The organism is Yersinia vastinensis (genome assembly GCF_044905075.1).
GTDB lineage: Bacteria > Pseudomonadota > Gammaproteobacteria > Enterobacterales > Enterobacteriaceae > Yersinia > Yersinia vastinensis.
The window spans coordinates 2,109,127-2,133,872 of record NZ_CP173260.1; the positions used below are offsets into that span (position 1 = coordinate 2,109,127).

The following is a 24,746-nucleotide window of genomic DNA, read 5'->3' on the forward strand; positions in this document are numbered from 1 at the left end:
TCCCTACCAATTGACCGTAACTTGAATGGTATCGGTGTAAACACCCACCGCAGGTGTGCTTTGTATGGGAATTAACCCATAGACGGGGAGGGTGACTGTTTGACCAGTGGCCACTTGTGAAACGCCCACAACATTATCCCAAATATGGCTATGTGCCGCGTCGGTATACAGGTTGTAATTCACATGTTGGCTTGCTGGCCCACCTGCCAGATAGCGGTTACTGACGTTGCCGCTTTGCCCTGCACTGAGTAGCACGGTAAAGCTGGTGTTTTTACTGCATTGTACCGAGATGGCCCCAGTGTTGGCCTGACCGGTAACGGCTATCGGGATATTGAGCACGCTGGCTTGTCCGAAGTTTAATGTACCAAAGCTGGTGGATCCTCCGACGACCGTCCCTGCGATACAGGTGGGTAATAGAGTGGCACTGACCGTAATATTGGCAGTTTTTGACACAGCGTAAGCCGGGTAAGCTCGCAGTAACAGCAGACCGACGAGTAGCCATAAAAAGGCCACTTTATCGTCGATTATCAACGAACGACCCGGAGTCATATCCAAAGTCATGCCACTACCAAGTGACAGTCACATTGACTGTATCGATATAGGTGCTGACGGTGGGGGTGGCCTGTGTCGGGACTTCACTGTAGATAGTCAGAGGGATAGGTGTGCTGATAGCCGTGGCGGTGCCAGTGAGAAGGTCCGAACCTGTAGTTCCCCATGCCTGACTGTAACCACTGTCTTTATATAAATTATAGCTTACATACTCGGTCGTTCCGCCTAACAAGCGACGCTGATTAACCAACGCATGTGCGCCATTGTCTATTCCGATACTGTAAGCGGTATTGGCACTACAGTATAAATTCAACGCACCAGCCCCAGTGCTGCTATAGGGGACTCTTATTCGGGTATTCAGCGTAGACACTGTACCAAAGTTCACCGTACCTAAATTTGTCAGTCCGCCAGCCGCGGTGCCATCATTGATATAGCACCCGCTGATAATCGTTAATGTGGCGTTCAACGTTCCTGTTGCCGTGCCTGCACTTTCCACTGGCGGAGCAGACTGTAATAAAACCATTGCACCTAGAATAAGTAAGGGTTTCTTCATTATTGCTTCCTTAATCATATAATATGCAGCCAGCTAATCTAGAACTGAGTTGCGCCAATAACGTAGCGCAATCGATATTTATGATACTAATCATTAAAAATTCTAGACATTTAAGTAATAGCAGCAAGATTCAGAAAGTGTCCAACATTAATTAAAAATTTACTTATCCATCTCATATTTATCATTTATTACTAATTTCGCTGGAATAAATCCGATAATGATATAATCCATACATTCAAGGTAAATTTATGTTTAAGGGGCTGTAACCTTTGATCTGAATCCATTCAGCCAAGAAATATATAATGGCGATTCGTTGCAGAGCTGTCCCTATTGTTTAAATTTATTTTTCATATGGATTACCGCTATTCCTAAAGCTATGAGAGCAAATAGCGTGGCGACCTTATACGTAAATTGCATTCCACGAGTCATATCTATGGCGGTTGCTAACACCCGATTCTGTGGAGCAGAGGCGAAGGAGAAAATAGCCCCCATGACAGATGCTCCTGTAATCAGCCCCAGATTACGTGAAAGGTTTAACATGCCAGAGGCCACGCCCCGTTGTTCGGCACTCACTGATTGAATAATTAGGGTGTTGTTGGCCGTCTGAAAGAGAGCGTAACTTGCAGTAATTAGGCAGGCTGGTATGAGGTAACCCAAAATGCCGACGGTAGGCGTGACGATTGATAACACCATAGCGCCGCAAGTTAGCCCCGTCAGCCCAAGTGTCACCATAATGTTGGCACCTAATTTATCGACCAAATACCCGGCGGGTATACCACTCAGTGCCGCAACCAGCGGGCCAGCAGACATTACCAACCCAACCCATTGTGTCCCTAAACCTAATGCTGATGTTAGATAGAACGGTCCAACAATAAGTGTGGTCATCATGATGGTGGTGACTAATGTACTCATGATTAGCCCATTGCGCAGTACAGTGTGGTGCAGCATCGTTGTCTGAATGAGGGGAAATGCAGCTCTCTTTTCGGCCCAGCGAAATAACCCGGCGCCAGCCACCGCCCCGATGAGTAGCGCAAAATTCAATAGATTGAATGTGCCGTGCCCCAGTGTCATTGAAAGCGCGTATAGCGCGAGAGTCAATCCTAACAACAGCATGCCTAAAGGGTCTAAACCAGACGGCGGTCTACTGGAAGGCGTGCTGCTTTTTGGCAAATAACGTGATGCCAACCACAGAGCTAAAAGCCCGAAAGGAAGGGTTGTCAGGAATATGGACTGCCAGCCAAACCCAGCAATTAACATGCCGCCGAGCGATGGCCCAAGCGCAGTGCCGATGGCCGATACCGTACCGAGCATGCCCATTGTGCGCCCAATTTTATCCTGAGCGACTGTTTCACCCACCAACGCCAATGTGAGTGTCATCATTGCCGCAGCTCCCAATCCTTGTAGGATGCGAGCGGTAATTAATACTCCGAGCGTAGGAGCCAATGCGCAACCCAGAGATGCCAGCGAGAATACGCCGATTCCGATTTTTAGCAGCAAGCGCTTGTCGATGATATCTCCAAGACGGCCAATGCTAATGGCTGATGTGGTGATGGCCAGTAAATAAGCCAAAACTACCCACTGCACATGTTGAAAAGAGGCATTAAAAGCTTGGGTTAATGTGGGTAATCCAACATTGGCAATACTGGTGGCTAATGATGAAAGCAGCATTGGTAAAGAGAGACTGATAACGGTCTTTTGTAGACCCGTATTTTCGGCGCTGTGTAAATTTGTGCTATTGGTGTCGATTTTCATTAGGGGTTGCTCCTGAAAGACCTAGGCAGGAGACTATTTCATTGTTAGATAGGGCGGAAGACGCACCAGTTGCAGTTTATTCATGCGTTAAACGCCATGTCATATAAGTGTGTGCTAAAGTCAGAGCATGACAAAACCTGATCTCAACTTATTAATCACACTCAATGTGCTGCTTGCAGAGGGCAGTGTGGCGCGTGCAGCCCAGCGCTTAGGGCTGAGTCCTTCTGCGATGAGCCGCGCGTTAGCAAGGTTACGAAAGACAACAGGCGATCCTTTGTTGGTCAGGGCCGGGCGCTCATTGGTTGCAACCCCCAGAGCGCTTGAGTTACGTGAACAGGTCAGTCAGTTGGTGCAAGACGCCACATCGGTACTGCGCCCAGCGGAGAAACTGGACCTTACCCAGTTAACCCGTGTTTTTACATTAAGGACCAGCGATGGGTTTGTCGAAAATTTTGGGGCCGCACTATTAGCGCGAATTCACCAAGATGCCGCGGGTGTGCAGTTACGATTTATGCAAAAACTGAATAAAGACAGTGCATTACTCCGTGATGGCATCGTCGATTTAGAAACCGGTGTTGTCGGCTCTTCAGCGAGTCCTGAACTACGCACCCGAGCGCTCTTTCGTGACGGTTTTATTGGTGTTGTCAGGGCGGGGCACCCCTTAATTGATAAAGAGATAACGCCTGAAGGCTATGCAACTCAACGGCATATTATTATTTCGCGGCGTCAGGGCCATAAGGGGCCGATTGACGATGCATTACACTTATTGGGGCTGGAGAGACATGGGGTGACGTATGTTGATGGCATATCAACGGCGTTGGCGTTAGTGAGAGGTTCCGACTTAGTGGCAACGGTTCCTAAACGGCATACCCTGAATTTACGTGATGGTCTGTACAGCTTTCCGCTGCCTCTCACCCTCCCTTCGATTACCGTCTCTATGTTATGGCACCCACGAATGGATGCCGACCTTGCTCATCGGTGGCTACGTCAGTGTGTGTTAGACGTTTGTGGGAATGATACTCAGGGCCAGATATACGGCCCTGAGTAACCCTCTGAGCTAGAAGCGTGGTATCGCGGTTCCCCAATTTCGCCAGTCTTTAGGTTCTTCGGCGTTCAGTAAGAAGTGTTGATTCACGCTGGCTTTCGGGGCCAGTGGCGTGGAAGGAGGAGTGGCAAAAGCAATCCCACCACGGATGAATTGCTGGAAGGTGCCACTTTTTACCACTCCGCCCGTCAGGCCAAACTCAAGGTTATAGCCCGATGCCAGCCAGAAAACGGTATTCTGCCGTACCAACTGCTGGAACTTTTGGCTGATGCGTAAAGAGACTTGTACCCGATCAGACATCGCTCCCAGATTAAAGCCAGTGACCGTGCCTACTTCAAGCCCCCGGAACAATACCGGCGTGCCAATTTGTAGTGATCCTGCTTCTGCGGTATCAAGAATAATGCTCAACCCATCAAGATAGCGGGAGTCAGTAATCGTAGCTGTTTGCAACTCAAAGGTTCGCAATACTCCACCTTTACCGGGCTCAACATTAATGTAGGGCTGGAACAAGGTATCGAGATTATTGACCCCTGCGGCAGAGATCTCTGGTGAAACTATGGAGAAGCGCGTCCCAGCACGGGCAAAACTTTGCACATATTCAGGGTAGAGCACTGCTTTAGCTAACACTTCATTGCGCTCAGGTGCCAGTTTTAGTGATTCAACCTGACCAATATTGATGCCCAGATAGCGAATTGGCATCCCTGTTGCCAGTTTGCTGGCATCGAAGGTGCGCAATACAATCTGGCTACCAACAGCGCGTGCCGCGGTTTCGTTACTATAAAGCGTTCGTTTAGCGCCTTTGTCCAGTGTGACACCTTCAAGATTATCGAAGCTGATCGCACCTTTTAATGCTCGATTCAGAGGCGAGGCTTGCACGGTCAGTCCGCTGCCGTTCAACTGCACTTTCGCCCCACCTTCAGCCCAGAAAATACTCTTATCAGTGAGCAGGTTGCGATACGCCGGCTGGATGTAAACATCCACCTCAAACTCATTGGCTTTCGGTCTGATGCGAGTAATTTCACCGACTTGAAACTTACGATACAGCACGACAGAACCGGCTTGGACATCTGGCAAGCTGCTCGCAGTTAAGGAGAGAGTGGTGGCTGGGCCATTGCCTAAAATCCCATCAGTGGCTTTATCCACACTGCTGTAGAGCGGATACTGGCTCAGAGGCTCGCCTTTACTGCCCGGCAGAATCAAAATACCGCCATCAACCCACTCCTGTGCGCTGGCTCCTTGCACTTCAATGCCGTCAATCCCCAGTTTCACATCAATACGGCTGTTCACCACAAATTTACTGTCTTTATGCACCAAATCCCGGTATTTCGCTTCAATGGCAGCGGTAAAACTGACGCCAGTAGCAGACAACTCACGGGTTAGCACCTGACCAATTTTAATGCCATGCAAGGAGATAGGCTGACCCACATCGATACCGTAGCTTTGTGGCGCGGTTAAATGTAACTCCAGTACATTAGGTTGCTGTAGCAGACTCTTACTGCTGGGCAGGACAGTAAAACGTTGCTGCGGCTCGCCTTCTCCGGGGATAAGTTCTAAAGTATTGCCGGTCAACAGCGTGCTGAGATTGGTATCATTAAGACTAATGCGGGGGCTATTCATTTCGATACGCGTACCAGCCCGCATTAAATCAACCACCGAGGGGTCAATGGTCAGCTCACCAACAACTTTGCTATCAGGCTGGAGCGTCATTTTGGTCAGCGTACCCACTTGCAAACCTTGGTAAATTAACGGCGTGCGGCCTTCACTCAAATTATTGCCGCTCGGAAGATCCAGTGTGATGGCCACCCCCCGTTGACTGTGTGCCAAATCAGAATAAAGCTGGAAAGGTCGGTCTGGTTTCGCATCTTGGCTGTTCTGTGGGGAGTCAAAGGCAATAGCACCATTCACCAATGCCGCCAGGCTTTCCATTTGCACAGAGACACCACTCAAGCTGAAATCGCCTTTGAAACCGGACACATTCCAAAAGCGAGTATCATTTTTGACTAGCTTGGCAAAACGGCGATCAATCAGTACGTCAATGACCACGCCGCTATTATCAGGCGCAATATTGTAATCATAGACTTTACCCACTGGAATTTTACGGTAGTAGACCAGTGAGCCATTGTTGAGGGAACCCAAATCTGGCGCATGTAAGTGAATCATCAACTCACCGGTATTCATACGAAATTTTGGTTGGGTATCTAATGCTGTAAAGTGGTTTTGGGGCTTACCTTCACCCGGCATCATTCCGATATAGTTACCGCCTACCAATGCGTCCAACCCTGAAACACCTGCTAGCGAGGCTTTGGGGGTGACCAGCCAAAACTGTGTGCCTTCACGCAGTGAATCTTCCATATCATTTTTGATACTGGCGGTGACTTTAATGTTACGTAGGTCATCATCCAGACTGATGGATTGCACCATCCCGACTTCGACACCTTGATAACGAATAGGGGTACGCCCAGCCACAATCCCGGCGGCAGATTGAAAATCAATCGTGACCTCGGTGCCACGCTCTTGCCAATTGTTGTAAACCAGCCAACCGGCGATCAGCAGTGCAATAAAAGGCAGCAACCAGAACGGCGATATCCGGCGTTTGTGTTTAATTTGTGCCTCAGTCGGTGTACTCGGCGTTTCCTGTTGCATGTGCATCCCAAATCAATCGGCTATCCAGCCACTCAACAGCAAGGATAGTCAAAATAACCGCAGACCCAAAGTAGAAGGCTGCAGGCCCCATCGTGAAGGAAAGAAGCTGATCACGATTAATCAGCGACATCATTAGCGCAATAACAAAGAGATCCAGCATCGACCAGCGGCCAATCCAAGTAATAAGACGCAACAATCGCATGCGGGTTTTCAGGCTGTGCTGTGTTTTCAGATGGATACTGAGCAGCAATGTTATTAAGACAATAACTTTAGTAAACGGCACCAATACACTGGCAATAAAAACAACCGCCGCGATAGGCAGGTTCCCCGATGACGCCAGTGAAACCACGCCAGAGAAAATAGTATCCTCCAGACGAGTGCCATTGGCGTAAACAATGGATATTGGCAACAAGTTCGCCGGCAGCAGCAGGACGATCGAGGCAATTAATGCCGCCCACGTTTTTTGGATACTGTGGCGACGCCGATGACGTAACGGGGTATGGCAACGTGGGCAGCGGCCCAGCGCGTCGGGATGCCCAGTATAGTGGCAAGACAGGCAAACGCGCAGTGTCTCTCTCGGGCCTGGGGGCTGCTCTTGGGGGTAAAATCGCTCCCATAGCTGCTCCAGATTCAAGTGCACGAGTGCCAGAATACTGAGCAAGGTGAGTGTCAGATAAGCGATTAACCCCGTACCGGCCATCACGTCAGCGTATTCTTTAACTTTAATACAGGCCACCACCATACCAATCAGATAGATATCCAGCATGACCCACTCTTTTAGCCGCTCCAACATCAATAATATGGGGCGCAGATTCATGCCAATCCGGCTACCAATGCGCAAATAGAGAATTGAGATGGTGAGAGTGATAGGGGCGCCCAGAATACAAAAAGCCACCATACTGGCTGTGATGGGGTCCCCTTGGCGGCTCATCTGCCAAATACCTTCCAGTAAACTGGCATCAATGCGAGTTCCAAGCAGACGGATAGTAATAAGTGGCTCGGTAAACGCAAATGGCATCAATAACAGCATGGCAACCGCAATGGCGGTTAGGCGGGTCAGTGACCAATCGCGCCCACTGGCAATTTTTGCACTGCAACGTGGGCAATACGCGGTTTGCCTGCCATTGAGTGGTGGCAAGGTAAACAGCGCATCACACTCGCAGCATCGTTGAACCCGTGCAGTGGATAAGGGGCGTTGAATCGCATGTATCTTCATCGTGTAGAACCCTGACACCGACACCGGTTTATAAAGAATAGCGCGGATGGTAGCAGAGCAATCACTCAAAACAAGGGGCAAAAAGGGTCAAACTGCCAATGTTGCTAACTCTTTTGCTTCATTAGCGCGGAATAACCTTGTCGGCAGGCGCATTTAATGATTATTTTATATAAGCTACGCATAACTATTGCCTCTGGCTATCCTTAGGTTTCTAACGGTCATTACATGAAAAAAGCAGAATTCTACGCGGAATTAAAACGTGACTTGAGTGCTCTGATTGCGGGTGAAACCAATTTCATCGCCACATTGGCCAATACCAGCGCCTTACTTTATGAACGCCTTGAGGGGTTAAATTGGGCGGGTTTCTACTTGCTCGATGGTCATCAATTGGTGCTCGGTCCTTTTCAGGGGAAAATCGCTTGTGTGCGCATTCCTGTCGGGAAAGGCGTCTGTGGGACGGCGGTGGCAGAAAACCGCGTTCAGCGAGTCGGTGATGTGCATGCATTCCCCGGACATATTGCTTGTGACACGGCCAGCAATGCTGAAATTGTGCTGCCAATCACGGTTCAGGGGAAAGTTATCGGCGTTTTGGATATCGACAGCATAGTTTATGATCGCTTTGATAAAGACGACGAATTGGGCTTAATCTCAGTTGTGGCGGGGCTTTGCGAGCATCTTGAGCTTTGTGACAGTACAAAATATGTTACACAGACTGCAAGTTGATATACGGATAACGTGGCAATTGCTGATAGCGTCATTATAATGACGCCTGTTCATGCCTGCGGCTTGTTGGCAACCCGTTGTAATCAGGAAATTTCATGGAAAATCAACCTAAGTTGAACAGTAGTAAAGAAGTCATAGCCTTTTTGGCTGAGCGGTTCCCGCTATGTTTTACCGCCGAAGGCGAAGCACGTCCATTAAAGATCGGTATTTTTCAAGATCTGGTCGAACGTGTTCAGGGGGAAGAGAATTTAAGCAAAACGCAATTGCGTTCTGCGCTGCGTCTCTACACCTCAAGCTGGCGCTATCTTTATGGGATCAAAGTCGGAGCTGAGCGTGTTGATTTGGATGGCAACCCTTGTGGTGTGCTGGAAGAACAGCATGTTGAACATGCCCGTAAACAGCTGGAAGAGGCGAAAGCCCGTGTTCAAGCACAACGTGCTGAACAACAAGCTAAAAAGCGCGAAGCTGCCATTGCTGCGGGTGAAACCCCAGAGCCACGTCGCCCACGTCCGGCAGGTAAAAAACCTGCACCGCGTCGTGAAGCGGGTGCGGCTGTGGAAAACCGCAAGCCTCGTCAGTCACCTCGCCCGCAACAAGCTCGGCCACCTCGTCCACAGGCTGAGGAAAACCAGCCACGCCCTGTGCCGGTCACAGATATCTCTAAACTGCAAATTGGTCAAGAAATCAAAGTCAGAGCAGGTAAGAGTGCGATGGACGCAACCGTATTAGAAATCGCTAAAGATGGCGTACGGGTGCAGCTATCTTCCGGTCTGGCGATGATTGTGCGCGCAGAACACTTGCAGTTCTGATACGGAGGCCAACCTAGGCATGAACAATTTTGTCAGACTAACAGCAATCGCAGGCTTGTTACTGGCGGGGATGAGTTACGCGGCCGATACAACGTATCGTATTGATCAACTTCCTCAACTGCGTCAGGAACCAGAGCATGCAACCGTGAGTGAGCGCGTAACATCGCGCTTCACTCGCTCTCACTATCGTCAGTTTGCATTGGACGATCAGTTTTCCGCCAAAATATTTGATCGCTTCCTCAACATGCTGGATTACAGCCATAACGTGTTGTTGGCATCAGATGTGGCTCAGTTCGCGGATAAAAAACATTCGCTGGACGATGAATTAAAATCAGGTCAGCTAGATACACCGTTTGCATTATTCAATTTGGCGCAAAAACGCCGTTTTGAGCGCTATCAATATGCGTTGTCAGTGTTGGACAGACCAATGGTCTTTACCGGCAATGACACCATTGATATTGACCGCAGCAAAGCCCCGTGGCCGACCAGCGAAGCCGAGCTAAATAAGCTTTGGGACGCAAAAGTTAAATACGATCAGCTTAATTTGAAGCTAACCGGTAAAACGGATAAAGAAATCAAAGAAACGCTGACAAAGCGCTATCAGGCAGCCATCAAACGTTTGACGCAAAGTAATAGCGAAGATGTCTTCCAACTGATCATGAATGCGTTTGCCCACGAAATTGACCCGCATACTAACTATTTATCCCCACGTAATACTGAACAGTTCAATACTGAGATGAGCTTGTCTCTGGAAGGTATTGGTGCTGTCCTGCAAATGGATGATGATTACACATTAATCAACTCCATGGTTCCAGGTGGTCCAGCGGCGAAAAGTAAAACTATTGCGGTGGGTGATCGGGTGATTGGTGTCGGTCAGACCGGTAAACCAATGGTTGATGTCATTGGCTGGCGTCTGGACGATGTTGTCGCCTTAATCAAAGGACCGAAGGGCAGTAAAGTGCGTCTGGAAATCTTACCTGCCGGTAAAGGGACCAAGCCACGCACGGTGACACTGACCCGTGAGCGCATTCGTCTGGAAGACCGTGCAGTGAAAATGTCGGTGAAAACCATCGGTAAAGAGCGCGTCGGCGTACTGGATATTCCGGGTTTCTATGTTGGCCTGACGGAAGACGTTAAGGTGCAATTACAGAAGCTGGAAAAACAGAATGTCAGCAGCATTATCATTGACTTACGTAGCAATGGTGGTGGAGCACTGACCGAGGCGGTTTCGTTGTCTGGTTTGTTTATTCCAAGTGGTCCAGTGGTTCAGGTGCGGGATAACAACGGCAAAGTGCGCGAAGACAGTGATACCGACGGTGTAGTGTACTACAAAGGCCCGCTCGTGGTTTTAGTTGACCGCTACAGTGCATCTGCTTCTGAAATCTTTGCTGCGGCAATGCAAGACTATGGGCGTGCATTGATTGTCGGGGAGCCAACTTTCGGCAAAGGCACGGTTCAACAGTATCGTTCGCTGAATCGTATTTACGATCAGATGCTACGTCCTGAATGGCCGGCATTGGGTTCTTTGCAATACACCATTCAGAAATTCTATCGGGTTGATGGTGGCAGTACTCAACGTAAAGGGGTCACTCCAGATATTGTGATGCCTACAGGTGTAGATCCGGCAGAAACAGGTGAAAGTTTCGAAGATAATGCCTTGCCTTGGGATAGCATCAATGCAGCCAGTTATACCAAAACGGGTGATTTGAAACCTATTGAGTCTGAGTTGCTCAAATCTCATGCTGCGCGTATTGCCGCAGATCCTGAGTTTCAACATATCCAACAGGATATTGAGCGATATAAAGCACTGAAAGATAAGAAAAACATTATTTCTCTTAATTATGCACAACGTGAAAAAGAGAATCATGATGATGATGCTACGCGTTTGAACCGCTTGAATGAACGCTTCAAACGTGAAGGGAAAAAGCCACTGAAGTCATTGGAGGATTTGCCAAAAGACTATCAGGAACCTGACCCTTATCTGGATGAAACTGTGCATATCGCGCTGGATTTAGCTCATAAAGAAAAAGCGCAACCGCAAGTGGAGCCTCAATTGGCAACAGCGACAGCAACACCAGTGAAGTAGTTTCAGGTGTGAAGAATCATCCGGGCTCAATAGAGTCCGGATTTTTTTTACTTTTTTTCCATGACAAGGCGGAAAGATTGGCGAAAAAATAGCTTGATATGTAATAAAAAGTATCCAAATTTGTAAAGTTATGTTGATTTACTCTGTTAGAACTTAACAAGCCTTGAAAATTTATCAGATGCCCATACGATCAGCATATCTCAGTAGAATTTGGCTAAGTCATCATTCATGTTTATGGCTAGTTTGACTTAAATGCCGTGTCGATTTAATAAGATCGTCAATTAACACAATAAGGAAATAAATTTCTATGATGCGTATCGCTCTGTTCCTTCTCACCAACCTGGCCGTTATGTTGGTGTTCGGGTTGGTACTTAGCCTGACAGGTATTCAGTCCAGCAGTGTGCAAGGGCTGATGATTATGGCCGGTCTGTTTGGTTTCGGCGGCGCATTCGTTTCGTTGCTGATGTCCAAATGGATGGCTCTGCGTTCTGTGGGTGGCGAAGTTATTGAACAACCCCGTAACGAAACTGAGCGCTGGTTGCTAGAAACTGTTCGTCGTCAGTCTCAGCAGGCAGGCATTGCCATGCCACAAGTAGCTATTTATCAGGCACCGGATATCAACGCTTTTGCGACTGGCGCTCGCCGCGATGCTTCCTTGGTTGCGGTCAGTACTGGCCTGCTGCAAAACATGAGCCGCGATGAAGCTGAAGCTGTTATTGCCCATGAAATTAGTCATGTGGCCAATGGTGATATGGTCACCATGACCTTGATTCAAGGGATTGTGAACACCTTTGTTATCTTCATTTCACGTCTGATTGCACAAGTCGCTGCCGGCTTCTTGTCTGGTGATCGTGATAATGAGGGGAGTAGTTCTGGCAATCCGATGGTTTACTTTGCGGTATCAATGGTATTGGAGTTAGTGTTCGGTATCCTTGCTAGCATTATCACCATGTGGTTCTCGCGTCATCGCGAATTCCATGCCGATGCAGGTTCAGCAAGATTGGTTGGTCGTGAGAAAATGATTGCCGCATTGCAACGTTTGAAAACCAGTTATGAGCCGCAAGAGGCGGGCAGTATGATGGCCTTCTGCATTAACGGTAAATCTAAATCTTTCAGTGAGTTGTTTATGTCACATCCACCGTTGGATAAACGTATTGAAGCTCTGCGTTCTGGTCAATATCTGAAATAACCTACATGCCGGTAGAGCAATAATACTATTAAAGGAGAGTCTCGCGAGAGGCTCTCCTTTACGTTATAGCTGTTCCCCCCAGATTCAGGGCTATAGGTTTGATACGTCAAACATATCCCACTATTCTTCGTCTTTATTTCCTTCAAATTCAAAGTGCCAATTCATAATCTGCGTACTCGCTCTGGCGCTAAAATTAAGATTTTCATCATTATATATAATGAAAAATAAGATGGAGGTAATGGAAAATCATATCATGACGATTGTATCTCTCCATCATTGAATGGAAAAATACGCTTTATTATCCTTACGCCATAATACGTTATTAAGAAAAATGTCATCACCATGCAAGAAGCTGTGCTAAATCTAAATTCCTTAATCATTATATTTCGCTAACACTCAATAAGTAACATTACTTTATATGGATTAATTATGAAAAAACTCATGTCATCATCACTATTATTAATAGTCGGTATTTTAGGTATTCATGCATCTTATGCGGCAACAATTAATATGTGGCGGGAGCCAGTCCCAAAAGTGAAGGAAGGGAAGTATTACAGTGTGATTGTTGATCGTGGCGAACTGCAAAAAGCCGTCAAAGACTCCAACAATGAATATGTTTTTTCTGAGCAAGGAGCTGGAGTCAAGCCGCTGGTACTGATTGGCACTGCGGCTGAAGTCACAGAGTTTTTGTTAAACAATGAAACCAGCGGAATTGAAAATCATATTATTGAACTGCCCGATATTTACATGGGTATCGCTCCTTATGTTATCAAGGAGAGGTTCACCGGATTATTTCCTCTAAACGATCTGTTGATAGCTTCTGTTGAGCAGGTACAAAAATTTTTACCTTTTGGTAAAATTATTACTGACACAGCAGGTATTCCTAGTGATCTCAAAAGTTTGTATGAGGCATTGCATAAGTTAGACACCAAGCAAAAGGAAAACGGGGAAATACTGTATGTGAAATTCAGTTATTTACCCGAGGAGGGAATGAGTCACATTGGAAGAAAAACGATTAGCTTCGGGAAAGTATTAAAACTAATACAAAATAAAATATAAGAATACTAATTTAATGAATATAACAAGGATATTAATATCAGTTAAGTTAGATTGCATTTTACAACATAAAGAATAAAAATTAGTCATGTTCGAAAATAAAAAAGCCCCATCAGAATGGGGCAATCTCATCATCAGTAATTTAACTACGTTTTTGGCTCACGCGAAGCAAACTGACCAACGCAGCAATGCTGGCAAAGCACCCCGCTAAGACCAGTGATGCATGGGTTCCGCTGGTGGAAAACAGATTAAACATCAGCGCAACTAGCGCAGCCCCTGTAGTTTGTCCCAATAGTCTTGCTGTACCCAACATGCCGCTGGCACCACCACTGCGCTGTTGGGGTGCTGCGGAAATAATGGTGTGGTTATTAGGTGACTGAAATAGGCCAAAGCCAGCGCCACACAGCACCATCCGCCAGATAATATCTATGTCACTGGGGTCGGCAGGTAAAATCGCTAATAGGAATAAACCACTGGCAAAAACAGCCAGCCCGATCCCACCCAGTAACCCGGCATGATAACGCTCAACTAAACGCCCGGCGATGGGCGCAACAACCATGGTGGCGAGTGGCCATGGTGTTAGTAGCAGTCCGGTGGCGACTTCATCACGGCCCAATACGCTTTGTAAGAAGAAGGGCAACGAAACCATCGCCAGCATTTGTGCGGTGAATGAACAAATTGATGATCCTATTGAGAGTGCAAAAATAGGAATACGGAGTAAGTCCACCGGCAACAAAGGGAAAGACTGGTTAAGTTGGCGGCGCACAAAGAAGAAGCCGATAAACAGTAACGCAATGACTTCGGCAGCAATCAGTGTCGGGCTTTGTCCTTGAGCAAAACCGCTGATAGCCGTGATCAGTAAGCCAAATGTCAGCGCATTCATTATGCAACTGGTGACATCGAAGCGATTACCATTACTTTTCATATTATTGGCAGGCAAATACTTCATGCCCAGCCCCCATGCCAGTAATCCTATGGGCACGTTAACTGCAAACAACCACTGCCAGGATGCAACGGATAATATCGCGGAGGCGATAGTTGGCCCGGCTGCAGCAGAAACTGCCACAATCAATGAGTTAATACCAATCCCCCGACCCAACTGCGCCCGAGGATAAATAATACGAATCAGAGCGGTATTAACACTCATCAATGCCGCAGCGCCAAGCCCTTGCAGTACTCGGGCAAATGTTAGCGTCCATAACGAGTCTGACAGAGCGCAAAAGAGTGAGGTCACGCTGAATACCAGTAAGCCGGCCTGATAGACCCGCCGATAACCAATGATATCGCCCAGAGAAGCCATGGAAAGCAAAGATACAGTAATTGCCAGCTGATAAGCATTCACTACCCAGATAGATGTCGCTGGGCTGGCATTGAGGTCGCGGGCGATGGTTGGCAATGCGACGTTAGCAATAGTGCCGTCCAGCACTGCAATGGTAATACCTAAAGCAATGACCAGTATTGCTGCATAGCGCTGAGGAACCGGCATTCCATCTGTTGCTGATGGGTTCATAGGTTTTATCTGTAAAAATAATAAGGTAGGGGATTTTTTCTATGCTAACGATTATTGCGCTTGAATGCATCCCTGAGATTTGGGTTATTTGTAACCTAGGATATAGAAGCTCCTTTCCAAACCAGATTAACCGCCTGATAAGGTCAGTAATTTGTGTAAATCAGTAAAAACAGAACCATGATCACGGAAAAATGAAACATCGTTTCTATAATGTGAGATAGTATTAGCCGAACAGGCTCCCCCCAGTGGGCAAATTTTAATTCTCTGATGATTTTAAGGACTTTCCGGATGGCCAAAGGTAAACAAATCCCCCTGACATTTGATACTTATCAGGATGCCTCTACTGGTGCACAAGTGACTCGTCTGACGCCTCCAGATGTTACTTGCCACCGTAACTATTTCTATCAAAAATGTTTCACCCGTGATGGCAGCAAGTTGTTGTTTGGCGGTGCTTTTGATGGTCCGTGGAATTACTACTTGTTGGACCTTAATACTCAGGTGGCAACACAACTGACAGAAGGGCGTGGCGACAATACTTTTGGTGGTTTCTTGTCACCTGATGATGATGCGCTGTTTTATGTCAAAGATGGCCGTAATCTAATGCGTGTTGATTTGGCCTCTTTGGAAGAGAACGTGGTTTATCAGGTTCCAGAAGAATGGGTCGGGTACGGCACTTGGGTAGCAAACTCAGATTGCACCAAACTTGTGGGGATTGAAATTAAACGTGAAGATTGGCAGCCATTGACTGACTGGAAGAAATTCCACGAATTCTATTTCACTAAACCGTGCTGCCGTCTGATGCGTGTTGATCTGAAAACTGGCGAGTCAACGGTGATTTTACAAGAAAACCAGTGGCTTGGTCATCCAATCTATCGCCCATACGATGACAATACGGTCGCTTTCTGCCACGAAGGCCCGCATGATTTGGTTGATGCTCGTATGTGGCTAATCAATGAAGATGGCACCAATATGCGTAAGGTAAAAACTCACGCAGAAGGCGAGAGTTGCACCCATGAATTCTGGGTGCCAGATGGTTCAGCCTTGGTGTATGTTTCTTACATGAAAGGCAGCACAGATCGCTTTATTTGCAGTGCTGATCCAGAAACGTTAGAGAACCGCCAATTAACTTCTATGCCAGCGTGTTCCCATCTTATGAGTAATTATGATGGCACTCTGATGGTTGGTGACGGTTCTGATGCCCCAGTCGATGTCCAAGATGACAGTGGCTATAAGATTGAAAATGATCCTTTCTTGTATGTCTTCAACATGAAGAACGGTACTCAACATCGGGTTGCGCGTCATGACACTTCATGGAAAGTATTCGAAGGTGACCGCCAGGTAACACATCCGCATCCTTCTTTTACTCCTGATGATAAACAAGTGCTGTTCACCTCGGATGTTCACGGTAAACCAGCATTATATTTGGCTACATTGCCTGAATCTGTCTGGAAATAGTTAAATTTTGCACTAGCCTCTTTCATGGAAAGAGGCTAATTTGCTGTCTGCAAGGCTTTTATCCGATTATTCACATTGGTTTATTGCACAGTCTCGCGACTTCCCTTTATAATAAAACCACTGTTCTATTTTTTTTAAAACGTATTGTTTTATGAAACACAGAAAACTGAGTAGGGTAACCAAAAAATGGCTATTGCAGATCTAGATAAACAACCCGACTCTGTTTCGTCGGTTCTGAAAGTTTTTGGCATCTTACAGGCATTGGGTGAAGAGCGGGAAATTGGTATTACCGAACTTTCTCAACGTGTAATGATGCCTAAGAGTACAGTGTACCGCTTCCTCCAGACCATGAAATCCTTGGGCTATGTTGCACAGGAAGGCGAATCAGAGAAATACTCCCTGACGTTGAAGTTGTTTGAGTTAGGGGCCAAAGCGTTACAGAATGTCGATTTGATTCGTAGCGCGGATATACAAATGCGTGAATTATCCAATGAAACTCGTGAAACTATTCACTTGGGTGCTTTGGATGAAGACAGCATCGTTTATATACATAAGATTGATTCTATGTATAACCTGCGGATGCATTCTCGTATTGGTCGTCGTAACCCACTGCACAGTACTGCAATTGGTAAAGTGTTGCTGGCATGGCGTGACCGAGCAGAAGTAGAAGAAATCTTGTCTCATATCGAATTCACCCGCAGTACTCAACATACTTTGGGCAGCGCAGCAGAACTGTTACCCGTGTTAGATCAGGTACGTGAGCAAGGCTTTGGTGAAGATATCGAAGAGCAAGAAGAAGGTTTACGTTGTATCGCTGTTCCTGTCTTCGACCGTTTCGGTGTCGTGATTGCGGGGTTAAGTATTTCATACCCAACATTACGTTTCTCTGAAGACAACAAGAGTGACATTGTAAAATCTTTACACCGCGCGGCACGTAATATTTCAGAACAGATGGGCTATCGCGATTATCCTTTCTAAGGAAATCTCTATTTAGGGTAAATACTGTATAATTATTGGATACGTGTAATCAGCTGTTAATTATAACTATTTATTCCTTTCCATCTTAAACGGCCCCTTTTTAGGGGCCGTTTTTTATTGGTTGGCGTATAACATCTTCGGCAGCGTTAGCATCTTCTCGTGCGTAAGTATTATTCGTGTTTATTAGTTATTATTTAAATGTACTGTTTACTGCCCATTTAATTTAGTTGAGTCACTATAACCGTGCTTAAGCATATTATAGGGAGAAGGATGATGAGGAAGTTATTAAGCGCGGGGCTATTATTACTGCTGGCGGGGTGTAGTAGCCCTTATAACGGCAAACCGCATAAATTGATCGACCGTGGCGAGTATAAAGTTGATACCAGTATGCCTTCAGTTGCTCAAAATGAGCGAGTGCGTTTTTTGGTGCTTCACTATACAGCGACAGATGATGCTACCTCGTTGAAAATACTCACACAGGGTGAAGTTAGCGCACATTATTTGGTCAAAACCCACCCTGACAGTATTGATGGTAAACCTATTGTATTGCAGCTGGTTCCTGAATCTCAGCGGGCGTGGCACGCAGGTGTTAGCAATTGGCACGGGCGCTCTAGCCTCAATGATACTTCGATAGGCATTGAAATCGTCAATAAGGGCTTCACAGAGAAGATGTTGGGTAGGGAGTGGTACCCATACAATGAATCACAGATTAAATTGATTGAGCGGCTAACGAAGGACATTGTTGAGCGTTATGGTATTGACCCAACAGATGTTGTAGCTCATAGCGATATTGCTCCTCTGAGAAAATCCGATCCCGGTCCGTTATTCCCATGGAAACGTTTGGCCCAACTTGGTGTGGGTGCCTGGCCAGATGACGCGACAGTCACAAAGTATATTGATGGCCGTAATAAGCAAGATAGTGCCTCAGTCAGTATTATTCAGCAGGCATTAGCTCGCTATGGTTATCAAATCCCACAAAGTGGCGAACTGGATAATGAAACGCAACAAGTCATCAAAGCATTCCAGATGCATTTTAGAGCGCAGGATTTCAGTGGAGTGCCTGATGTAGAAACAGAAGCCATTGCGTTAGCATTGGTTGAGAAATATCGTCCTTCGCGAACTTGAAAAAAGGGTGATAGTGGCCTCCATTTATTCGTTCCATTTACATAAATAAGCCCATCAGCGGCCAAAAATAAAAAAGCCAGTCATGAAGACTGGCTTTCTCTATATGACAATATCGCAGTGTTTATTGATGAGCTAAATCACCATCATCATCACTGTTAAGAATGTTTTTATCTGTTTGTTTCATTAATTGGCTGGTAATCGTACCGGCGGTCATCGAGCCACTGACGTTCAATGCCGTACGGCCCATATCAATCAATGGTTCAACAGAGATAAGTAATGCAACAAGTGTGACAGGCAACCCCAATGCTGGCAGCACAATCAGTGCTGCGAAAGTTGCACCACCGCCGACACCGGCAACCCCCGCGGAGCTAATGGTAACAATACCCACCAGTGTAGCAATCCATACCGGATCTAGCGGGTTAATGCCGACAGTCGGTGCGACCATAACAGCTAGCATCGCAGGATAAAGCCCGGCACAGCCATTTTGTCCGATAGTTGCACCAAAAGAGGCTGAGAAGCTGGCGATAGATTCAGGTACGCCCAAGCGGCGGGTTTGTGCTTCGACATTCAGCGGAATACTGGCAGCACTGGAACGGCTGGTAAAAGCGAACGTCAGCACAGGCCATACTTTGCGGAAGAATTTCAACGGATTAACACCGGTGAAAGACAATAGCACAGCATGCACAACAAACATGATGGCCAGACCGAGGTACGAGGCCACAACAAAGCTGCCTAGCTTGATAATGTCCTGAATATTAGAACCCGCAACCACTTTGGTCATTAATGCTAATACACCATAAGGGGTCAGTTTCATGACCAGACGCACGAGCTTCATCACCCAAGCTTGCAATGTATCGATAGCCACTTGTACGCGCTGACCTTTCGCTACATCATCTTTCAGCAATTGCAGGGATGCGATGCCTAAGAAAGTCGCAAAAATAACCACACTGATAATTGAGGTTGGGCTTGCCCCGGTTAAATCAGCAAATGGATTTTTGGGAATAAAGGACAGAATCAACTGAGGAACTGTCAGGTCAGTCACTTTACCAAGATAATTGCTTTCGATAGCACTTAATCGGGCCGACTCTTGTGTTCCTTGTACCAAACCATCGGCTGTTAAGCCAAAGAGATTAGTAACGAATACACCGACGAGCGCTGCTATCAATGTGGTAAACAGCAAGGTCCCAATGGTTAATACACTGATTTTGCCAAGCGAAGAGGCGTTATGTAGTTTAGAAACCGCACTTAAGATTGAGGCAAATACCAGCGGCATAACGATCATCTGCAGCAGTTGCACATAACCATTGCCGACGATATTGAACCAAGTGATAGATTCTTTCAGTACTGGATTTTCCGCACCATAAAACCATTGCAGCCCCAGACCAAATAACACGCCCAACCCTAGGCCTACCAAAACTTTTTTGGCCAGACTCCAATTTTTATGCCGGGTTTGTGCCAAGAGTAATAGCAGTGCCACAAAGAGCAGCACATTAATCACAAGCGGTAGGTTCATCCCCAAATCTCCAAATAATTATTTTAAATACTGGCTGCGCATTCTGTTTCTATTTTTATAGAAAACACAGTCAGGCACAGTCAATTGTGCAGCTAGCCGCGTATGGTAGCAGCTACTCTGTGACCTACTTATATCCAAAAAGAATTGTTTATAAATTTTTGCAATTATTTGTATGGAATGCATTCGTATTGGTTATTATTTGCCCATAAAAGTGTGATCACAGTCTAAAATTTTTCAATTGCTCCATATAGGATAGCAGTGGAATAGTGGTGTCGGTTTGCCAATAGATGGAAAAACAAACTAATAGCACGCATAGCACTCGTTCCAATTGATTACCTTTCTGCGGCCGCAAAACTGGAATAGAAAAACGCCAGCGACATGGCCATAAGAGAGGGACTCCCGCGGGTGTTATCATGTCTGCTAATAGGTGACTGAAATAACCAATAATCATTGCATGAAATGCGTCCGCTGGGACAATCCAGTCTCGTGAAATATCCATTTGAAATAGTGCAATACCGCCTACTACTGCCAGCAAACTATGTGTAAAGCCACGATGGCCAAATGCGCGAGCAATAGGCGTCGAGATCCACTTTAGCCTCTGGCCCAAGATTGATTTTGGATGATCAATATCGGGTAGCAGGGAAGTTAACAGGGCGCCAGGGATGATATGCCACCAATCGCCATGTGCCAGTTCAGGCGTAAGGCCGACTTTTTTGGCAAAAATAACGCAGGCGACAGAAAAAATAAGGTGTCCTTCCCCTGTCATACTTGAATTCCGAATCTGTAGCTGTTGATATATCCAGTATATGAGATTTATCTCGCTATAGATAGCCGTTACGCTGTAACTAAATGTCTCATTTTTCTCTGGTGATGAGTGGTCAATCCCACGTGGGTATTGAGCTGCGCAATGTTTGTTCTTTGGCGAAAATGTTGGGGCTGAATAATTCGGCACTACGCGATGCATTAGGGGGGGATGATGAGACTAAAAAAAGGGGAAAAGCGACTGGGAGTCAACTTTTCCCCAAAATAATACGGGTATGGGCATAATCTAACAAATAATGATGAGGGTACTACTCATAACGCCTGAATAATTAGAAGCTGTACTGCACACCTACACGGTAACGAGTTTGACGCTCGTCAGTTGTTTTGCTCCCTGCCACGTTGCCGATAGCAACATAAGGTTTCCAGTTTTTATCCCATTTGTAAGCCACTTTCAGATCATGGCTCCATTCTTCTTTCTCTTTGTTTGCCAGAATTTCGTCTTCGGATTTCTTGTAGTTCAATTCATATTCAGCTGAATAGTTTTTCAAGAAGTTATAGGCGAACAGCATAGTGAACTCATGGCCTTTTTCTGTATCTTTAGTCTGAGCTGGCTGGTTACGCTTGTAATATGGGCGATAACGCAGTGATGTTGAGAAATCATCAGTGAAGGAGACTTTACCACGCAGGTAAGGGCGGTAGTTGTTAGAGTCGGAAGAAGACTCTAATGAGAAACCTGGTTCCAATGAGAATGTTTTATTAAATTGGTAAACATAGCTGGCAACGACTTCAGTACCGTTACTGACTTGCTCATTGAATGGTTTATTCGGGGTAGTATCGGAGCTGTGCTGGCCCCATTTCCCTTCTAAAGATAGACCAAAACCATTAGCAAAGCGGTTGGAGATCAGTAAACGGTCTTTATGATCAGATTTACTGGTGTCTTTCATTTCATGCCGATAGTCAATAGTTGTTGCTACAGAGCTAAAACTAATTACAGATGCCACTGCCAGAGTCAGTAATTTAAATTTCATTTTTATATAATCCCAGGGTTATGGTTATTTAAATCAATTTTTATTAACAAATTTATAAAGAATCAACATACGATTGAAAAACAAGTTCACGAATAAAGAAACAACGTTTCATTTGTTGTGAATGCATATTCTATTTGTATTGATAAATAATTGTGTGATCCAGATCTTTGTTGTCGATTAATTTTTTAAACAAATATTAATTTGTGATGTCGGTCTAATTGGCTATTTTATTTTCATTCATATAACGAAATAACCCCGCCAAATTAATGGCAGGGTTTAATAGAAACTTAAATTAATTTAAACTAATTAATTAACGCATTGCGCGTTTCAGAATACGGTCACCTTGTTTATTAAAGTATTCTGCTGTTTCTTGTACGGTTTTCTGACCATAATCGATATATTGAATTGCATCACCGAACAGGGAAACAATTTGTGGGTCATCAAAGTATGGTGAAGTTGTCATTTTATGTGGCAACTCTAGCGCCATATTCAAACCCGCAACTGAAGGATCTTCATCTTTAATCACACCACTAGCACGCAATTGGGTTACAGCTGTTGCGCTCAATGGCACGCCACGCTCCAGACCTAATGCCTCAACCCCTTCTTTACTGTTCAATAAGAAGTTGATTAGCATCGCACTTTCTTTTGGATATTTAGTTGATTTACCAATTGAAAGCATTTGCGCTGGCTTGAAGAATAAACCGGCATCTTTCGCATCTGGCAACATTGGGTATGGGCCAAGAACCAGTTTTGCAGGTTTGGTCAAGTTATCGGAATACTTGGTTATTGTGGAGTTCCACATATAAGTACCCGCCCACTCACCATTAATCCATGGTTTCATTTCGTACATATTACTCTTGCCGAATGAAGCATAGTATTTAGTGGATGGCATAACATGACTATCTACCATGGTTTTATACATGGTAAAGAATTCAACCCATTGTTCTGGTGAGTAGGCAAATTTCTTACCTGCTTCATCAATGGTAGGAATGTTGTATTTTTGAGTCATATAAGAGCGGATGAGTGCTAATGTATCTTGGTGCTCTAATACCACTGGATAATATTGATCACCCAGTTTTTCTTTAAATACTTTACCGGCAGCAAGTAATTCATCCCAAGTTTTAGGATATTCTAAACCTGCTTTTGCCCATGTCGCATCATTAAAATAGAAGATACGTGCAGTCACAGAAATTGGAATACCGTTTAACTTGCCATTGACGGTAGTTTGTTGCAGTTCTTTCGGATCAAATTGCGCCAAATCTAATTGTTCTTTGACGTTAAACAAATTGTAGAAGCCAGTACCGTCTTTAGAGAAAATAGGTAGCCAGTTCCAGTTGGTTTGCATAACATCAGGCTCAGTACCGCCCGCAATTTGTGTTGTCAGACGAGATAAGTGACCATCCCAGCCGGTATACTCCGATTTAACATTAATATTCGGATGTTGTTTGTGAAATTCTTCGATCGCTTTCAAAGTTACCTGATGGCGGCCATTGCCCCCCCACCATGACATACGTAAATTCACTTCGTCCTGAGCGGCAAAAGCTTGGTGTGATAATAACGCCAGAGTGGATGCTATCAGCGTGTGTAAAATCGCTTTTTTCATTGGGTACTGCTCCTGTTAAAGAGAGATATTTTTTTCTGTTTTTGCATCAAAGATATGGCATTTATCCATATCAAACTGGAAATACACGGTGCGATTCAGACCATTTTCAATAATTGGTCGTGCTTCGTCAGACGGTAAGCGGCAGGTCAATTCAAAGTCGTCAACCTTGATATACATGAAGAATTCATGACCCATGTTTTCCACCCGCACCAATTCACCCTGTGAGTGATTGTCAGTAAACGGCTGCATAGACATGCTGACGAATTCAGGACGTACACCGAAGAACACTTTTTCTCCGGCGTGGGCGGCAACTTTAGCCTGCTGTCTTTCATTCAATACCAGGGTGTATTGGCCGACGGTCAGGCCAATTTTCCCGTCTTTTTCTACCAGCGTGCTCGGTTTAATATTCATTTCCGGCGCGCCGATAAAACCGGCAACAAACATATTGGTAGGGTAGTGATAGAGGTTATCCGGCGTATCCACTTGCATGATGTGGCCCAGCTTCATCACACAGATACGGTCACCCATGGTCATGGCTTCTGTTTGGTCATGAGTAACGTAAACAGTAGTCGCTGCTTTTCCGCTTTTTTTCAATTGCTTATGCAAATCAGAGATGCGAATACGCATTGATGCACGCAGTTTGGCATCCAGGTTTGATAACGGTTCATCGAACAAGAAGACATCTGGTTTTTTGACAATAGCGCGGCCTACAGCAACACGCTGTGCCTGACCACCAGACAGCTGACGCGGTAAGCGATCCAGTAAGTCTTCTAGTTCCAAAATCTTTGCAGCTTCAGCAACTTGTGTTTCAATTTGCTCTTTTGGCAGCTTGCTCAACTTCAGGCCAAAAGCCAGATTTTCTTTCACTGTCATGTGTGGGTATAACGCATAGTTCTGGAACACCATGGCAATACCACGAGATTTCGGTGCCAGATTATTCACAACCCGATCACCAATTCGTACTTCACCATCACTGATGGTTTCCAGGCCTGCCAACATACGCAGGGTAGTGGATTTAGCACAGCCAGATGGGCCAACAATCACCATAAATTCGCCATCATGGATTTTCAGATCAATGCCATGAACCGCGCGGAAACCGTTGGAGTAAACTTTGCCTAATTTGTTGAAAATAACTTCAGCCATGATAAATC

At 45.7% G+C, this 24,746-nt stretch carries 20 protein-coding genes; 9 read left to right on the forward strand and 11 right to left on the reverse strand.

The window, feature by feature from the left end:
• Positions 1–3 precede the first annotated feature (3 nt).
• The 3 genes from ACIOG0_RS09795 to ACIOG0_RS09805 form a co-directional block, all read right to left on the reverse strand.
• Positions 4–561 (reverse strand): spore coat U domain-containing protein, encoded by a 558-nt coding sequence (locus tag ACIOG0_RS09795; RefSeq protein ID WP_050295380.1) that lies wholly within the window; start codon positions 559–561, stop codon positions 4–6.
• Between the two features lie 4 nt (positions 562–565).
• Positions 566–1,102: a spore coat U domain-containing protein gene (locus tag ACIOG0_RS09800; protein ID WP_050097481.1), complete on the reverse strand. Its 537-nt coding sequence runs from the start codon at positions 1,100–1,102 to the stop codon at positions 566–568.
• Positions 1,103–1,429: 327 nt separating this feature from the next.
• Positions 1,430–2,854, reverse strand: a complete 1,425-nt coding sequence (locus ACIOG0_RS09805; protein ID WP_128450816.1) for an MFS transporter — start codon at positions 2,852–2,854, stop codon at positions 1,430–1,432.
• A 127-nt stretch (positions 2,855–2,981) separates the two neighbouring features.
• Here ACIOG0_RS09805 and ACIOG0_RS09810 point away from each other — a divergent pair, with 127 nt between their 5' ends.
• Entirely contained in the window at positions 2,982–3,902 is a 921-nt protein-coding gene (locus tag ACIOG0_RS09810) for a LysR family transcriptional regulator (protein WP_050097484.1), read from the forward strand.
• Between the two features lie 9 nt (positions 3,903–3,911).
• Here ACIOG0_RS09810 and ACIOG0_RS09815 read toward each other — a convergent pair whose 3' ends face one another.
• Both ACIOG0_RS09815 and yebS read right to left on the reverse strand, forming a co-directional pair.
• A complete protein-coding gene (locus ACIOG0_RS09815; RefSeq protein ID WP_050097486.1) occupies positions 3,912–6,542 on the reverse strand; it encodes a PqiB family protein in 2,631 nt (876 codons plus the stop codon).
• Complete coding sequence (gene yebS / locus ACIOG0_RS09820) at positions 6,511–7,758, reverse strand: membrane integrity lipid transport subunit YebS (protein WP_050097488.1); 1,248 nt, start codon at positions 7,756–7,758, stop codon at positions 6,511–6,513. Before yebS ends, ACIOG0_RS09815 begins: the two co-directional genes overlap by 32 nt.
• A 225-nt stretch (positions 7,759–7,983) precedes the next feature.
• Between yebS and ACIOG0_RS09825 the strand changes: the two genes are divergently transcribed.
• The 5 genes from ACIOG0_RS09825 to ACIOG0_RS09845 all read left to right on the forward strand — a co-directional run bounded on the left by ACIOG0_RS09825 (position 7,984) and on the right by ACIOG0_RS09845 (position 13,624).
• Positions 7,984–8,481 (forward strand): GAF domain-containing protein, encoded by a 498-nt coding sequence (locus ACIOG0_RS09825; protein WP_128450815.1) that lies wholly within the window; start codon positions 7,984–7,986, stop codon positions 8,479–8,481.
• A gap of 95 nt (positions 8,482–8,576) precedes the next feature.
• Positions 8,577–9,290 carry an RNA chaperone ProQ gene (gene proQ / locus ACIOG0_RS09830; protein ID WP_050097492.1) on the forward strand — a complete coding sequence of 238 codons (714 nt, stop codon included), beginning with the start codon at positions 8,577–8,579 and terminating at the stop codon, positions 9,288–9,290.
• Between the two features lie 19 nt (positions 9,291–9,309).
• Complete coding sequence (gene prc / locus ACIOG0_RS09835; RefSeq protein WP_050097494.1) at positions 9,310–11,376, forward strand: carboxy terminal-processing peptidase; 2,067 nt, start codon at positions 9,310–9,312, stop codon at positions 11,374–11,376.
• A 307-nt stretch (positions 11,377–11,683) separates the two neighbouring features.
• Positions 11,684–12,565, forward strand: a complete 882-nt coding sequence (gene htpX, locus ACIOG0_RS09840; protein ID WP_050097497.1) for a protease HtpX — start codon at positions 11,684–11,686, stop codon at positions 12,563–12,565.
• A 429-nt stretch (positions 12,566–12,994) separates the two neighbouring features.
• On the forward strand, positions 12,995–13,624 hold the full coding sequence (locus ACIOG0_RS09845) for a hypothetical protein (RefSeq protein ID WP_404705008.1): 630 nt from the start codon (positions 12,995–12,997) through the stop codon (positions 13,622–13,624).
• A 139-nt stretch (positions 13,625–13,763) separates the two neighbouring features.
• On the opposite strand, the gene ACIOG0_RS09850 is transcribed toward ACIOG0_RS09845, so the two are convergent.
• Complete coding sequence (locus ACIOG0_RS09850) at positions 13,764–15,131, reverse strand: MFS transporter (protein WP_050097501.1); 1,368 nt, start codon at positions 15,129–15,131, stop codon at positions 13,764–13,766.
• A gap of 288 nt (positions 15,132–15,419) precedes the next feature.
• Here ACIOG0_RS09850 and ogl point away from each other — a divergent pair, with 288 nt between their 5' ends.
• The 3 genes from ogl to ACIOG0_RS09865 all read left to right on the forward strand — a co-directional run bounded on the left by ogl (position 15,420) and on the right by ACIOG0_RS09865 (position 18,689).
• A complete protein-coding gene (gene ogl, locus ACIOG0_RS09855) occupies positions 15,420–16,586 on the forward strand; it encodes an oligogalacturonate lyase (protein ID WP_050097503.1) in 1,167 nt (388 codons plus the stop codon).
• A gap of 186 nt (positions 16,587–16,772) precedes the next feature.
• Positions 16,773–17,564: a DNA-binding transcriptional regulator KdgR gene (gene kdgR / locus ACIOG0_RS09860; protein ID WP_050097504.1), complete on the forward strand. Its 792-nt coding sequence runs from the start codon at positions 16,773–16,775 to the stop codon at positions 17,562–17,564.
• Between the two features lie 273 nt (positions 17,565–17,837).
• Positions 17,838–18,689 (forward strand): N-acetylmuramoyl-L-alanine amidase, encoded by an 852-nt coding sequence (locus ACIOG0_RS09865; protein ID WP_050097505.1) that lies wholly within the window; start codon positions 17,838–17,840, stop codon positions 18,687–18,689.
• 121 nt (positions 18,690–18,810) lie between these two features.
• On the opposite strand, the gene ACIOG0_RS09870 is transcribed toward ACIOG0_RS09865, so the two are convergent.
• The 5 genes from ACIOG0_RS09870 to ACIOG0_RS09890 all read right to left on the reverse strand — a co-directional run bounded on the left by ACIOG0_RS09870 (position 18,811) and on the right by ACIOG0_RS09890 (position 24,738).
• Positions 18,811–20,202, reverse strand: a complete 1,392-nt coding sequence (locus ACIOG0_RS09870) for an L-cystine transporter (protein ID WP_050097507.1) — start codon at positions 20,200–20,202, stop codon at positions 18,811–18,813.
• A 217-nt stretch (positions 20,203–20,419) separates the two neighbouring features.
• On the reverse strand, positions 20,420–20,968 hold the full coding sequence (locus ACIOG0_RS09875) for a metal-dependent hydrolase (protein WP_050097510.1): 549 nt from the start codon (positions 20,966–20,968) through the stop codon (positions 20,420–20,422).
• 325 nt (positions 20,969–21,293) lie between these two features.
• Positions 21,294–21,992: an oligogalacturonate-specific porin KdgM family protein gene (locus ACIOG0_RS09880; protein WP_128450814.1), complete on the reverse strand. Its 699-nt coding sequence runs from the start codon at positions 21,990–21,992 to the stop codon at positions 21,294–21,296.
• A gap of 310 nt (positions 21,993–22,302) precedes the next feature.
• Positions 22,303–23,595 (reverse strand): ABC transporter substrate-binding protein, encoded by a 1,293-nt coding sequence (locus ACIOG0_RS09885; protein ID WP_050097515.1) that lies wholly within the window; start codon positions 23,593–23,595, stop codon positions 22,303–22,305.
• A gap of 15 nt (positions 23,596–23,610) precedes the next feature.
• Entirely contained in the window at positions 23,611–24,738 is a 1,128-nt protein-coding gene (locus ACIOG0_RS09890; protein WP_050097516.1) for an ABC transporter ATP-binding protein, read from the reverse strand.
• Positions 24,739–24,746 lie beyond the last annotated feature (8 nt).